The sequence below is a fragment of the Hwanghaeella grinnelliae genome (genome assembly GCF_004005845.1).
Lineage (GTDB): Bacteria > Pseudomonadota > Alphaproteobacteria > UBA8366 > Aestuariispiraceae > Hwanghaeella > Hwanghaeella grinnelliae.
The window spans coordinates 1403394-1418016 of record NZ_SADE01000001.1 but is presented as its reverse complement, the minus strand read 5'-3'; the positions used below and the strand labels follow the sequence as shown (position 1 = coordinate 1418016).

Genomic DNA, 14623 nt, shown 5'->3' with positions numbered 1-14623 from the left:
GGCGGCGCCTTTATACCGAATACCCAAAACGGTCGCACCAGGGCTTCAGCACCCCTACCACCGCGGAAAGCTGTTTTTCGTATCGCTTCCACTTCCCGACAGCTTTGCTGTTTATCTGTTCGCCCACTTGGGCGTAGCTGGCCGATGTCACGACCGCGCCTGCCACCGTATGTTCGGCGAACCGCATGATTGCGTCTTCCCAGTCGAGCCCCAACCGGGGCAGGACCTGCCGGATTGTCTTTTCCGGCTCGGCGGCGAGTTCTTCGTATTTCAGGTCGATCAAATCGAGCGGCAAACGCCGGCCAATCGCTTCCACAAGCCGATGCCACTGGTCAAAGGCCGCAGCGGCGTCCGGCAAGGTCGAAAACACACAGAGGTTCGGCGCATGGAAAAAATCCTGCTGCCAACAACTCAAAACCGAATCCAAAGGATTCCGCCGCAGTACCAGGATCGGCGCTTCCGGGAACAGCAACCGGATAAGGCCAAGGCGCCAATAGTTGATCGGGTGCTTGTCCAGCAACACACCGCCCGGGGCCCCTCCGTGCAGTTCCACGGTTTTGGCAAAAAAGTCCCGTAAGGCGTTCATGTCGTCCCGGTTCGCCGCCAGCGCCGGCAGGCAGGCGGGATAGGGCCCGTGTTTATCTTCCACCTGTTTCAAAACAGCCTCGATCAAGGGCTTCTCTTCCAAGATGCTGACCGTCGAATGCGCGCCCAAGATCCGGTCGACAAGCGTGGTACCCGAACGCGGAAAACCGGTTACAAAAACCACACGAAACGGCAGAGGCGCCAGACCTTCGGGCAAAGCGATCTCCGGCAGTGACTCTACATCCCGAAGCCTGGCTTCCATGTCCCGGTTTTCCTTCTCCGCCCAGGCAACCGAATTCGGATAGGCCCTCCAAAGTTCATTGGCTTTCCCATAGGCATTTCCCGCAGCCTCAACGTCCCCCAATCCGTCGAGCACTTTTGCCCATTCAAACCAAACGTCACGGTGTTGCACAGGCGCTTCGTGTATCAACGGCGCCAATACGTCATGAGCATCTTCCAAACGGCCATCGCGCCGCGCCAAGGTTGAGCGAAGCGTTGAAAGAATGGCGTCCCCGGGCAATGCTTTCGCAGCTTCGGCGGCAATCGGCTCGGCCTCCGCCAAAAGGTTCAGCCGCTCCAGTCCTTTGGCGCAATCCCTCAAGATCAGCGCATTACCCCCTGCATACTGCACCGCCGCCCGAAGCGCCCGCGCAGCGTCATCGGCGCGCTCGCCAAAAATATAGGCCCAGGCCAGATCAAGGTGCAGTTGCGCAGCCGACGGGGCTTGTTCCACCGCCAGTTCGAGATGCGTTATCGCTTCTTTCGGCTGCATCCGCAGCGTCGCGATCTTACCCGCCACTTGGCGAATTTCGATGTCGTTCGGCGCGCCTTCTACCGCTTGCCGGACGATCTCGGCCGCACGGTCGGCATCGCCCAATCCGGCAGTGGCATGCGCGGCCATGCTTTGCAGCCGCGGGGTGGCAAAACCGGACTGTGACGCAGTTTCGTATATCTGAACCATTGTCTTGAAATCGCCGGCTTGTCGCGCCGCAATCGCCCAATTTTCCGCCGCCATCGCCGAGGGTTCCGCCTGAAACGCTTCCCCGAACCGGGCCATGGCCTCCTTCACCCGACCGGTGCCGAGATAAGCGGAGCCAAGCGCGCCCAAGGTTTTCGCATGGCCCGGCCGCAGCATCCGCGCTGTCTCCAGATGTTTCATCGCCGCGTCGGATTGCCTTTTCTGCAAGGCCAGAAACCCGATCCCATAATGTAGATCGGCCACACGGGGGTGCTCCGGCAGCAAGGCGCGGTAACGCCGCTCGGCTTCATCCAGCCGTCCGGCCATGTGCAGTTTCATCGTCTCGACCACTTCCCGGGGTGGCTTGCTCGCCGCAGGCTTTGTCATGTTTTGGCAGACCTTTAACTCATCATACATCCCGAATTGGTAGCTAAATTCGGGTTGCATTGACAAGTATAATTCTACCAGATGTTGCTGATCTGTCCAAGACTACGAAGTTGGAAAGGCGCATGCATGTCGGCTGCAAAGCCGCCAGGAATACATTCAGGACTGGGGCGGCGGATCGTGTTCGATCACCTGGACGGTATCGGTTAAGGCGATCTCCGGGTAATGCTCGCGCATACCGGCCAGCATCACATCGTCGGGCCATTCGGCAGTTTTTCCGAGATAGGCGGCAGCGTCGGCAAGCGGCATATCCGTGCATCGGGTGACCTGCACGATGACCCATTGCCCAGGGTCGTCGTCATGCACATAACGCATCGGGCCCGGACGGATGCGTCCCTCCCGCCACCGTATCGTCGAGGTCTTTACCCCGCTGAGAATAAGCGGAAAAAGCCGCGCGACCACGCCAAGGCTTTGGATCCTGTTTTCCATGTCCCCTGGGTATTTGAGAGGCCGTCCCATGACAACCCGAATCCGGATCGAACGAGCCTTTCCGGCTTAAGTCGGTCCGGGCACGAAGCTGTCGCGAATGGTTCGGTCCGGAATGACGTTCAGGACCAACGCCTCGACATCCGGTCGTTCGGCCAGCAAGTCGTCAAATTGCTGTTCCGGGATAGTCTCGTCGACCGGCTCGGTCCAGACCTTCAGATAGGACAGATCGTAAAAGCCGAAGGCCGTGATCATCGCCACATCGGCGGCATCCCGTCCGCGCACCATCGGAATACGGCCGATGCGCGGCGTGTTGTGGCGCGCGTCGAAGGCAAACCATCGGCCACCCAGATAGACTTCCGCCCAGGCGCAGAAATCGCCCGCGCCGTCCGGATTCGCCCCGATATCGCTTAAATACCCACTGACATAACGTGCCGGGATATTCATTGCCCGGCAGAGCGTGATGAACAAATGTGCGAAGTCCCGGCAGACGCCGGTACCTTCCCGGAAGACATCGACCGCGGTCTTACTGGGCCTGCCGAACGGATAGCCAAACAGCACATTGTTATGGACCCAGTTCGAAATCTCCTGGGCCCGCGCCCATCCTGGCGGCGTATTGCCGAACAGCCCCCAGGCCGTCGCCATCAGGCTGTCGCTTTCGCAATACCGGCTGGGCATCAGGAATTGCAGCGTTTCCTTCGGCAGATCCACGATTTCGTGCTGCGTGGCCTGCCAATCGTAAACGTCGCTCGCACCGCTGTCCTCGACGATACAATCGGACCAAAGCATGGTCTGGCCCACCGGCATCGTGACCCGGCCGAAACGATTTCCGAAAGTGTCGTAATATTCTTCAAGCGGCACCTCGGGGACCAACCTGACCGCGTCCGACCCGACGACCTTCCGGTCCCCGGCGGGGTCCAGCCGCAACGCCAGCAACATCGGCGTCGGATTCGGACAATCCACCTTTGCTTCAAATCCAACCCGAATGAACATCCCCACCTCCTGTCCTCATAAATAAAAACGGAAGGGTCAATCTTCCCCTTCCTTGCCCGCCTCCTGGGCCTCTTTCCGTGCTGTGTCGATCAACACCGAAAGGTCGTTCAACGTTCGCTCGATCATCCGGCTCTGCGCCGGTATCCGGCCTTCGCGCGTCCGGGCGTATTGGCGCAACAGGTGACGGGCCTTATCGGCCGCCGACACCCAGGACCCCGTCGCTTCAGCCAGATCATCGGCCTCATCGACGGCCGCGTGCCCTGCTTCGTTCGCAGCCTTTTCCGCCCCGCGGTCATGCAACGACTTCCGCCGGTTCTCGGTTTCGATCAATCCGGCGCGGCCACGCCTTGCATCCAGATCGACAGGCTCGTCATGCACGCGCTTATTCCTATATTTGCGACCCTGCTCCTTGCGGCCCAACCGGGGCAACGGGGCCACCGGTCATCGGGTTCAAGGCGCTACTGGGTGTAACTCCCCTCGACGATGTTCCTGCCCTTGGTATCGCACCAAGGCTTGTCCGGCGCCGCAGCGAGCTTGTTGCGGACGGCGCCGCCCATGTTTTCCATTGCGAAATGGCCGCCAATCCGTCCGTCGGCCGGGGCGTCGGGTCCTGTCCGGCGGGCTTGAGCCAAGGCGTCTTCCAGCCGCGTGTAGCGATAATCCTTGTAGTGGAAAACAGTGACGGGATGGCTTGTAATGCCGAAATACGCCATCTCCTCGGCCTCCCGCTGGGCGGCATTGCTACCCTTTTCACTTTGTGACTCCGGCGTCATAGACACCTCCTGAAATGTTTTAAATGAATTGAACGCTAAGCATGTCGGCGCGCGGATCTAAGCCGAGTGAACCAGTGTCGCGACAGGCGGGTTCCCCGCTTGCCCCGGCAAGACACTGGTCCCGGGAAAAACACTGGCCCTGGAAAAAACACTGGCCCTGGGAAAAACGGTGCCCCTGGGATAGTCCGCGTACGAATTTTAAATGTTGGAGGCGGGCTCGATTATGGAAAAGCGACCCGGCGCATTCTCCAATATCACCGCTCACTTTTTTATATTTTTCAAAAATATCCGCCCATTCACTATCTTTATTGACTAATGATAATCAGTGCAACCGGCATCTTGGGCTGAAGGCAGTGCCGAAACCACGGTTCCCAGGCCGATCCACGACCGCCCCGCAACCCGACTTGTTCTTATCCAGCCGAAACTGTTTTGACCCACAGGAAGCCTCTTACCGGTTCCAAAAACCATCCCCCTCCCCTAACGTCTTGGCCATAAGGACAATGGGATGTTCAGTCCCGGGATAAAAAATGGGACAATCAGGCACTGCGAAAAAGCGGTGCAGGGATGAGGGAAACGCGTGGATAGGTTCGATTACGTCATCGTGGGCGCCGGTTCGGCCGGCTGCGTCCTGGCCAATCGGTTGAGCGCGGACGGCAAACACACCGTCTGCCTGCTGGAAGCCGGCCCGCCTGACTGGAGTCCTTACATCCACGTCCCTACCGGCTTCATGAAGCTGATGGACCACAAGACCCTGAATTGGCGGTATGAGACCGAACCGTCCGAATGGACAGGCGGCCGGGCGATCCCCGTGCCCCGCGGCAAGACGCTGGGCGGGTCCAGTTCGATCAACGGCAATGTTTATACCCGCGGCAATCGGGAGGATTACAACACCTGGGCCCAGTTCGGGAACAAGGGCTGGGGCTATGCCGACGTGCTGCCCTATTTCAAACGCGCCGAAACCAAGTTGAACGGCGAAGGCACGGAGTTTCGAGGCGAAGAAACCTTTCGCGGCAAAGAAGGCCCGCTGGTCGTCACCGACACGGACTGGAAACACAAACTGTGCGACGCCTTCATCGCCGGCTGCGAGTCACAGGGCATTCCCAAGACCGACGACTATAACGGTCGCCACCAGGAAGGCGTCAGCTATACCCAGCGCACGATCCACAAGCGCCGACGCATGTCGACCGCCCGCGCCTTTTTGAAACCGGCCAAATCCCGCCCGAACCTGACCGTCATTACCGAAGCGCATGCGACCGGCCTGATCCTGGAGGGCAAGAAGGTCACCGGCGTAAACTACGCCAAGGGCGGACGGGGCGGCAGCGCCAGGCAGGTGGCGGCGAACAAGGAAGTCATCCTGTCCGGCGGGGTCATCAATTCCCCGCAATTGATGCTGCTCAGCGGCATCGGCGATCCCGATCACCTGCAGGAAATGGGTATTCCGCTAGCGCATGCCCTGCCCTCCGTCGGCATGAACCTGCGCGACCATTATGCGCCGCGGTTTAGCGCCAAGGTTAAGAACACCCGTACCTTCAACGAGGACGCCCAAGGCATCGGCCTTATTCCCCAAATCGCGCGATGGGTGTTGGGGAAGCCCGGCGTTCTGTCGGTTCCGGCGACCCAGGTCTATGCCTTTTGGCGGTCCGACCCGAAGATCGCGAACAGCGATTTGCAACTGACCTTCGCGCCGGCCAGTTATCAGATGGGCCGGCAAGCGACGCTGGATAATTTCCCCGGCATGTCCATCGCCACCTGGCAACAGCGTCCGAACAGTTCCGGCTATGTGAAACTGAAAACCGCCGACCCGTTCGACAAGCCGATCATCCAGCCGAACTACCTGGAAGAGGAATCCGACCGCCGCGTCCTGCTTGCCGGCATGAAATTGGCGCGGCGTGTGATGCATTCGGAACCGATGGCCCCCTATTTCAAGGAGGAGATGTTCCCCGGTAAGGACATCGTCACCGATGACGAATTGCTCGACTCGGTGAAAGGCCGCGGCACCACTACCTTCCATCCGGCCGGCACCTGCCGCATGGGTCCGGCGGAAAACAAGACGACGGTGGTCGACGACCAGCTTCGCGTCCATGGCCTAGACGGCCTTCGCGTTGTCGACGCCTCTATCATGCCCATGATGGTCAGCGCCAACCTGAACGCCGGCGTCATCATGACAGCCGAAAAGGCCAGCGACCTGATCCTGGGCAAACCCGCGCCGGAGGCAATTGTTCTGGCGGAGTGATGTTCGAACGAAAGGTCCAGGCATGCCCGAAAAAAGCACAGGTTCGAAAATCATCGGTGCGGCGGAAGAACTGTTTTATGAACATGGGCTGCGCAGTGTCAGTGTGGACATGATCGCGGAACGCGCCGGCGTCACCAAACGAACCCTGTACTATCATTTCGACAGCAAAGACGATTTGATCGAAGCCTATCTTCAAGCGCGGGACAACCCCACGATCGAACGCTACCGCACCTGGCTCGGCGCCGCAGACCGGCCGATGCCGGACCGGATACGGCATCTGTTTTCCTGTCTGGCCGAGTATGCGGGCCAACCCAACTGGCGTGGATGCGGCTTTACCCGGGCCGCGATAGAACTCATCGACATGCCGGGCCATCCCGCCGTCATCATGGCGGCGGACCATAAGAAGCGTTTCGAGGCGTGGCTGGCCCGCGCGTTCGAGGAAGCGGGCACCGCAGGCCCGGCCCTGTTGGGTCAGCAGGTTGTCACCCTTATCGAAGGGGCGATCGCCCAGATCCTGGTCCATCGGGATGTTTCCTATGCGCGGGTGGCCGGGCAAGCCGCCGCACTTCTGGTGGCGGCCGCCTCGACCGGAGATATAGCGACCGGAGAGGCAACGACAAGGCATGGCACGGCCCGGCAAAAAGAGGCCGTCTGACACCGGCACAGGCAAGGTCTCCTCCATGTATACCGACTAGTGAGTTTGCGCGACGTCCCGTGCAGGTACCCTATGGCCGCCAGTCCATAGGAGGAAGCCCATGCACACCGACCACACCCGCCAATGGTCGCCCGCCCTGCTCACCGCGCTCGCCGCCGCCATTGTCATTCTGTCCGTGTCCATGGGGCTGCGGCAAAGCCTGGGCCTGTTCATGGAACCCATGGTGCGCGGCGCGGGCGTGACGGTCGCAAGTTTCGGCCTTGCCATGGCGGTTCAAAACCTGGCTTGGGGAATCGGCCAGCCTTTCATGGGCGCTCTATGCGACCGCTTCGGCGGCAAATTGGTGGTCGCCATCGCGGCGGCGCTGTTCTGCGCCGGCCTGTTCCTGATGGCGACCGGCAATCACGCCGCCCTCTTCCTAGGCGGCGGCGTGCTGATCGGCCTGGCCGTGGCGGGCACATCGCATGGCGTCCTCGTCGGCATCATATCGCGGCTGGCAACACCGGCCGTGCGGGCCACCGCGGTTTCCGTGCTCGCAGCTGCGGGGTCACTTGGCACCTTTTTCATCGCGCCCGCGGCGCAGACCATGTTGGAAGGCTGGTCCTGGCAACTGTCGCTAGTCGGGCTGGCCGCCCTCGCCGGCTTGATGGCCCTGGCCGCCTTTGTCTTCAAGAACAACAAGCCGGCCGATATCGGGTACAAAAGTACGACGGTGGCCCAGCCTCAAAAAGTGGATGCGCGCCAGGCCATCAAGGAAGCCTTGGCGAACCGCAGCTTCGTTATTTCGGCACTTGCCTTCTTCGCTTGCGGCTTTCAGTTGATCTTTGTCGCGACCCATCTGCCGAACTTTATCGGCATTTGCGGCCTGCCGCCGACCGTCGGCGCACAGGCGATTGCGTTGATCGGTATCTGCAACGCGATCGGCACATTGACCGCCGGCTATTGCTGCCAGCGTTGGGGCAACCGCAATGTCCTTGCCGCAATCTATCTGTTGCGCACGATTTCCATCGCCGTTTTCTTCACCCTGCCCGTCAGCGTGGAATCGACATTGCTGTTCGCCGCCGCGATGGGGTTTCTCTGGCTCAGCGTCGTGCCGCCGGTAAGCGGCATGATCAACAGCATGTTCGGCTCCACCAATTTCGGCGCGCTGTTCGGTATGATGTTCCTGAGCCATCAGATCGGCGCCTTTCTCGGCGCCTGGCTCGGTGGCCTGAGCTTCGAATGGAGCGGCAGCTATACGACAGGGTGGATCTCGCTCATCGTCGTCGGCACCCTCGCCGCCTTGCTGCAGCTCTCGGCACAGGACGACGCCCCACCTGCTGTAAAGGCAGTATAACAGACTTCACTGATCTGCACTTTCGGGCACCCAGTTCGACTCGTTAATATTAGATTTACCATACGGGGGGTATAACTCTACCGTCGCGTAGTTCTGTTCCATCGCCTTGGATACGCGAAGTTTTCGCGGTTTTACCATTCACACCGCCCTCTGATCGTCCTGGCGCAAGGCCCTCACGGCCCGGTGCCAAGGGTAAAGCTGAAACTGTGTAGAGGCCCCCCGTCACAGCATGTCGAGTGAAAATTCAAGCCGGGCATACAGTCTTCGCACAGAAATGCGGCGATCCGCACCGGAGTCGGACTACGAGCAGAACATATTGGAACGGGCGCGTTGGCGGCTTTTTGTCGACGGCTTGCGCTGGGCCATGGCAGGCACGCTCGGCGGAGGTCTGACCATCGCGATTGCGATAGCGTCGGTCACTGAATTCGTTCTGCCGGCGTCCTGGTTCGCGGCCATCGCGCTCGTTACGGCTTTGCGCGCCATTTCCGTAAAACAATCGGCTAAGCCGGCTATTCTGTCCCGCAACCCGGCACGCGCCAGAGCCATTCTCTATGCCGGCACAGTCGCTTCGGGATTGGCCTGGGGCGCGGGATCGCTCTGGTTGATTGTCGTGGACCAACAATTGATCGTCAGCGTGCTTCTTTCATTTTGCGCCGCGGGCATGACCGCAGCCGCGGCGGCCTCGTTCAGCGCCGTCACCTGGGGCTTCACCTGTTTCGTACTGCCATATCTGACACTCCTTGTCCTCGGCCTGGTCTTGGCCGATCACGACGCCCATATCGGCATGGCGCTTGCCGTACTCGTCTTCACGATCGGCATGTTGGGCATATCCCGCGCGCTTGCGAAACGCATCAAAAGCGCCTTGGCGCTTTGGTTGGTCAACAAACGGCTCTACCGTAAAACCGTGGCGGCCCTGGCAGCGGCGCATCGGGCGACGACCCTTGCAACAGAGCGCGAACGGACCGAGATGGAGGCCAAGGCCGCGTCGGAGGCAAAAACACAGTTCCTGGCAACCATGAGCCACGAATTGCGCACCCCCCTCAACGCAATTGTCGGCTTCTCCAATGCCATGCAGCATGAAATCTTCGGTCCGCTTGCACCCGAATACCGGGACTATGCAACGCATATCAATGAAAGCGGCACGGTTCTGAACGATTTGGTCGGGGATCTTCTGGAGCTGTCCCGGATTGAACTTGGTCATCAATCGCTCGAACGCCACGCGATTCCGGTCGCGGACCTGTTCTCGGATGTCGGAAAGATGTTCCAGGAAACGCCGGATCGGCCATTACCCCAGCTGCGTTTTGACATCATCCCGCCGGACCTGACTGTTGAGGGCGACCGGCGGATGTTGTGGCAGGTCCTGATCAATCTTGTCGGCAACGCCGTGAAATTCTCCCCCAAGGACAGCACGATTTTCGTCGATGCGGCTATTGCACCTGCGGATCACGCGGTGGGGGACGTTGGCACCGACACCAAAGTGCGGATCCGCGTACGGGATTCCGGCATCGGCATCGCGCAAGAGGATCTGGGCCGGATCACACAAGCTTTCGTCCGCGGCACCGGCTCCGCCGTGCTGACCCAGGACGGCGTCGGCCTGGGCCTGTCGCTGGTCAAAGCCTTCGTCGACCTTCATGACGGCGAACTGCTGATCGAAAGCCGCCCGAACCAAGGCACCACGGTGACAGTTCTATTGCCGGTCACGCTTTGATACGGCACCCGATCGAGATTGATCGGCGTGTTCCCGTGACAAATTGTCCGGCAAAGCCGTGGGTCCGGTACCGCATCGCGACCGTATACTCACCATAGCTGGTCTAGGATCAAAGGAAACAGCCACACCCAGCCCCCGGCGGCGCATGGGCATTAAGGCAGGAGTGTCTCCACCCCGGCGTTTCCGTATAAGATGCACCGATTTGGCATCCGTTATCGCAATTGGGAAAGAGTCATGAAACGCGTATTCGGCAGGCTTCCACGTTCCATTCTTCCACCTATCTGCCTGGCAGCCACCTTGGCGGTTCCCTTGGCTATTGCCGGGTGCACCACATCGACGGTTCCCGATGCGCAGGCGGCGTCCAACGCCTGCGCCAAGGTCGGTCAATGGGTCGATCCCGCGACCAAGCGCACCCTGGATGCGCGTGCCTTGCTCGCCGACCTGGCCGGGAAGGATGTCGTGCTGCTTGGCGAGCAGCACACAACAAAGGATCATCATGTCTGGCAGACCCAAACGATCGCCGCCCTGCAGGCCCTGAACCCTGATATCGTGCTGGGGTTCGAGATGTTCCCACGATCGGTGCAACCCGCTTTGGACGCATGGATTTCGGGCGCGACCACCCGCCAGGAATTCCTGAAGCAAAGCCGTTGGTCGGAAGTTTGGGGCTATCCGCCGGAACTCTATATGCCGATGTTCGAACAGGCCCGCTTGAACAGAAACCCGATGGTCGCCTTGAACGTCGCGCGAACCCTGATCGCAAAAGTGGGCCGCGAAGGGTGGGCGTCCGTGGCCGCGGACGACCGCGAGGGGGTGACGGACCCCGCCCCGGCAAGCTTCGCCTACCGTGAGTCACTCGCCGAGGTTTTTCTCGCCAAACTGCAGCACGGCCACAGCCGAGGAGACAGCGCGTCGGACAGCCCGGCACCCAGTCTGGAATCGATCATGAAGTCCGAGCCATTCGCGAATTTCGTCCAGGCGCAAGTCACCTGGGACCGCGCCATGGCGGAAGCGCTGGCGACAGCCAAGAACGATAATCCGAACGCGCTGATCATCGGCGTCATGGGGCGCGGGCATATCGATTACCGCCACGGCGTGCCGCATCAGCTGTCCGATCTAGGGATCGACAATGTTGCCGTTCTCATCCCCTTGGAGGCCGGAGAAGACTGTGCCGCTGCACAACCTGGTTTGGCCGACGCTGTCTTTACCGTCGACCCGCCCGCGCAGGCCGAAGCGGAAAAGCCGAAACCACGCCTCGGCGTCGTGATCGAACCGGTTGACCAAGGCGACGCGGGCGACCAGGGCATCCGCATCGTGCAAGTGACGCCGAACAGCATCGCCGAGGCGGCAGGCTTGTTCACGGACGACATCATCGTCACGGCCGCCGGAACGCAGGTACGCCAGGTCCGGGACCTGGTGGAGATCATCCAACGGCAGGCACCGGGCACATGGCTGCCCCTTGAAATCCGGCGCGGTGGCGAAACACTTTCGGTCGTCGCCAAATTCCCGCCGCTTGCCGGGGCGGATCAATGACATTCAATCGACCCGTCGTCCTTTTCTGCACGCTGTTGTTCGTCTTGATCGGCCTGCCCGCACATGCGGAATCCGGTTTCCCTCACCATGATGTCCAGGTCGTTTTCGATCAGAAAACCGGCCAACTCGGCGTCACCGACCGCCTTACGATCTCACCCACTGCCAACCTCACCGTCGTCCTGGCCGATTGGCTGGAAATAGACCGCGCCGACGCGAACGGCGTACCATTATCCGTCGACCGTGTCGGCCGCCATTGGCGGATTTCCAGTGCGAACGGCCCGATCGACGCCCTCACGATCAGCGCCCAAGGCACCGTCCCCGCGATGCCGCCCGCCGACCAGCGGCGCGGTGTATCGGGCGCCGCCGCGGACGCGTGGGACGGCAGTTATCTGCCGAGCTACGCCGCATGGATACCCGATACTGGGGCGGCCCACGTCACATACCGCCTGAAAGTGCGCATCGACGGGTCGCTCCGCCCGGTCGCGACAGGCCGGATTCTGTCTGAAACGGATTTGGACGGCGCTTTCGAAGCGGTCTTCGCGGCTGATTACCCGACCGAGGCGCCATCGCTTTTCATCGGGCCTTATACCGTCACTGAGCGGATCGTCGACGGCACGCGGATCAGAACCTATTTCCATGAAGAAATCGCTGGGTCCGCCGATCACTATATTACGCAATCCGCCGACTACATCCGCATCTTCGCCGAGATGATCGGCGCCTATCCCTTCGATGATTTCCACGTGGTTTCAGCCCCGCTTCCCGTCGGCCTCGGCTTCCCGAACATGACCTATATCGGGCGGACGATCGTGCCGCTGCCTTTCATGCGCGGCCGCTCGCTGGCGCATGAAGTTCTGCATAACTGGTGGGGCAATGGCGTGGGCATCGACTATGCGACCGGCAACTGGTCGGAAGGCCTGACGACCTTCTTCGCCGATTACGGTCTGGCCGAACGGCAAGGCCCCGACGCGGCGCGGGAAATGCGCCTTGGCTGGCTGCGCGACTATGCCGCCCTGCCCACGTCGGACGACACGCCCGTATCCGCCTTCACTTCGAAGACGCACCAGGCCTCCCAAGTCATCGGCTACAACAAGACCGCCCATATCTTTCACATGCTGCGGCTTGAGATCGGCCCGGCCGCGTTCGAACAAGGGATACGCGCCTTCTGGAACGATCATCGCTTCAAGACCGCCGCATGGAAGGACATTCAGCACGCGCTTGAAACCGCGTCCGGCCGCGATCTCGATTGGTTCTTCTCCCAATGGGTTGGGCAAGCGGGCGCACCGGAACTCACCCTTGCGGAAACACGGGTTGAGCAAACCGGCGGGAAACACACACTGCATGTCACACTGCGCCAGAAGGGTCCTCTCTATCGTCTGACGGTGCCGATCATCGTCGAGACCGAGGGCGAAGCCATCCACGAACAGGTCCGCCTATCGTCGGCGGAAGAAACCTTCTCCATCGAATTGGAAAGCGCGCCCCTTCGTGTTCGGGTCGATCCGGACTTCGACGTGTTTCGCCGGTTGCTGCCGGGCGAAAGCCCGCCGATCCTGCGGGACATCACGCTGGCGCGGAATGTCGATGCAACTGTGCTGGGCAGCGATGAGGGTTTCGCGTCCGCCGCACGCGCCCTCACCGGCCGGTTGTCGAAGAATCCGACCTGGGTGCCGAAGCGTGCCCCAACCGGCCCGGCCATCGTCATCGGGAACAGCGCGGATATCGTGTCCTATGTCAGGGATCATCTGGAATCCGACATACCGGAACCCGTTTCGGAAAGCGCCGCCGCCGCATGGACGTTCCGAAGCCCGGAAGGCCACCCGGTGTTGTTGATCCGGGCAATAGATACGGCGGGTATCGAACGCATGATGCGCCCCTTGCCGCATTACGGCAGCCGAAGCTACGTCACTTTCGAGGACGGCCGCGCGACCGACAAAGGCGTATGGAAAACGACTGACAGTCCGCTTTCAAGGGACCTCTCCGCTCAGAAGCAGTAGCGGAGAACCGGTTTTGACAAACCCCGTATGCGTCTTCTTCTGTCCCCCAAAACCAAGACAACCGTCTCCGCAATTGGGCATTGCGATGACAAGGCCGGCCGGCGGCGTTACGGTGGCGGCAGTCCCTTAAATGAAAACTACGAGGCAGTTGTTGGCCGAAGAATCCAATTTTCACCGCACCGTCCGCCTACTTTACACGGGCAGCAGCGAACGCGCGCGGCAGTTCAGATATGGGTTGATCGCCTTCGACGCGGTCAGCATCGTCTATTTCGTGATCATCTCCGCCCTGCCGGAAGACCCGGTCTATACGGTGATCAATTTAGTGCTGGGCCTTGCGATCCTGGTGGACCTCGCCGCCCGGCTTTGGGTTTCGGACAAGCTGCGCAAGGAATTGACGCGCATCCACACCATCGCCGATGTGGTCGTGGTCGCCTCCATCTTTCTGGCACCCTTCTTTGCCGAGAACCTGGGCTTCGTTCGCATCCTGCGCGGGTTGCGGCTGATCCGCGCCTATCATCTGCTGCGCGACCTGCGCCAGGAAAGCCGGTTCTTCCGCCTGCACGAGGACGCGATCCTCGCCGCGGTGAACCTTCTGGTCTTCATATTCTTCACCACTTCCTGCGTCTTCGTCCTGGCCTTCGAGGGGCATGCAGGCGTGAGCGGCTATGTCGACGCGCTCTATTTCACGGTCGCGACCCTGACGACAACGGGGTTCGGCGACATCACGATGGAAACGACCGGCGGCAAGCTGCTGTCGGTATTGATCATGGTGGTCGGCGTGTCGCTGTTCCTGCAATTGCTGCGCGCGATCTTCCAGCCGTCGAAGGTCAAGTATTCTTGCCCCGAATGCGGTTTGAACCGGCATGAGCCCGACGCCGTCCACTGCAAGCATTGCGGCGAAACGATCAAGATCGAGACCGACGGCGGCAACAGCTGATAACCGCATCCCGGCTGTGACAATAGCAGCAATCCAGATAACGGCTGGCCATAG

Annotated in this window: 12 protein-coding genes; 7 read left to right on the top strand and 5 right to left on the bottom strand. The window is 60.7% G+C overall.

Annotation, left to right across the window (positions count from 1 at the left end; translation table 11 throughout):
• Positions 1-10: 10 nt before the first annotated feature.
• The 5 genes from EOI86_RS06470 to EOI86_RS06450 form a co-directional block, all read right to left on the bottom strand.
• Complete coding sequence (locus tag EOI86_RS06470; RefSeq protein WP_161973722.1) at positions 11-1930, bottom strand: sulfotransferase family protein; 1920 nt, start codon at positions 1928-1930, stop codon at positions 11-13.
• Between the two features lie 156 nt (positions 1931-2086).
• Positions 2087-2416: an ASCH domain-containing protein gene (locus tag EOI86_RS06465; protein WP_205032088.1), complete on the bottom strand. Its 330-nt coding sequence runs from the start codon at positions 2414-2416 to the stop codon at positions 2087-2089.
• A 66-nt stretch (positions 2417-2482) separates the two neighbouring features.
• On the bottom strand, positions 2483-3406 hold the full coding sequence (locus tag EOI86_RS06460) for a transglutaminase-like domain-containing protein (protein WP_127764277.1): 924 nt from the start codon (positions 3404-3406) through the stop codon (positions 2483-2485).
• Positions 3407-3442: 36 nt separating this feature from the next.
• Positions 3443-3784, bottom strand: a complete 342-nt coding sequence (locus EOI86_RS06455) for a hypothetical protein (RefSeq protein ID WP_127764276.1) — start codon at positions 3782-3784, stop codon at positions 3443-3445.
• An 80-nt stretch (positions 3785-3864) separates the two neighbouring features.
• Positions 3865-4179, bottom strand: coding sequence for a hypothetical protein (locus EOI86_RS06450; RefSeq protein WP_127764275.1), 315 nt, complete (start codon positions 4177-4179; stop codon positions 3865-3867).
• A gap of 577 nt (positions 4180-4756) precedes the next feature.
• Between EOI86_RS06450 and EOI86_RS06445 the strand changes: the two genes are divergently transcribed.
• The 7 genes from EOI86_RS06445 to EOI86_RS06415 all read left to right on the top strand — a co-directional run bounded on the left by EOI86_RS06445 (position 4757) and on the right by EOI86_RS06415 (position 14569).
• Positions 4757-6412: a GMC family oxidoreductase gene (locus tag EOI86_RS06445; protein WP_127764274.1), complete on the top strand. Its 1656-nt coding sequence runs from the start codon at positions 4757-4759 to the stop codon at positions 6410-6412.
• A 22-nt stretch (positions 6413-6434) separates the two neighbouring features.
• Entirely contained in the window at positions 6435-7067 is a 633-nt protein-coding gene (locus EOI86_RS06440; protein WP_127764273.1) for a TetR/AcrR family transcriptional regulator, read from the top strand.
• Positions 7068-7167: 100 nt separating this feature from the next.
• Positions 7168-8403, top strand: a complete 1236-nt coding sequence (locus EOI86_RS06435) for an MFS transporter (protein ID WP_127764272.1) — start codon at positions 7168-7170, stop codon at positions 8401-8403.
• Between the two features lie 274 nt (positions 8404-8677).
• On the top strand, positions 8678-10111 hold the full coding sequence (locus EOI86_RS06430) for a sensor histidine kinase (RefSeq protein WP_161973721.1): 1434 nt from the start codon (positions 8678-8680) through the stop codon (positions 10109-10111).
• A gap of 234 nt (positions 10112-10345) precedes the next feature.
• Positions 10346-11641 carry a ChaN family lipoprotein gene (locus tag EOI86_RS06425; RefSeq protein ID WP_161973720.1) on the top strand — a complete coding sequence of 432 codons (1296 nt, stop codon included), beginning with the start codon at positions 10346-10348 and terminating at the stop codon, positions 11639-11641.
• On the top strand, positions 11638-13632 hold the full coding sequence (locus tag EOI86_RS06420; RefSeq protein ID WP_127764269.1) for a M1 family metallopeptidase: 1995 nt from the start codon (positions 11638-11640) through the stop codon (positions 13630-13632). The genes EOI86_RS06425 and EOI86_RS06420 overlap by 4 nt, the downstream gene beginning before the upstream one ends.
• 130 nt (positions 13633-13762) lie before the next feature.
• A complete protein-coding gene (locus tag EOI86_RS06415) occupies positions 13763-14569 on the top strand; it encodes an ion channel (RefSeq protein WP_127764268.1) in 807 nt (268 codons plus the stop codon).
• The last annotated feature ends 54 nt before the right edge of the window (positions 14570-14623 follow it).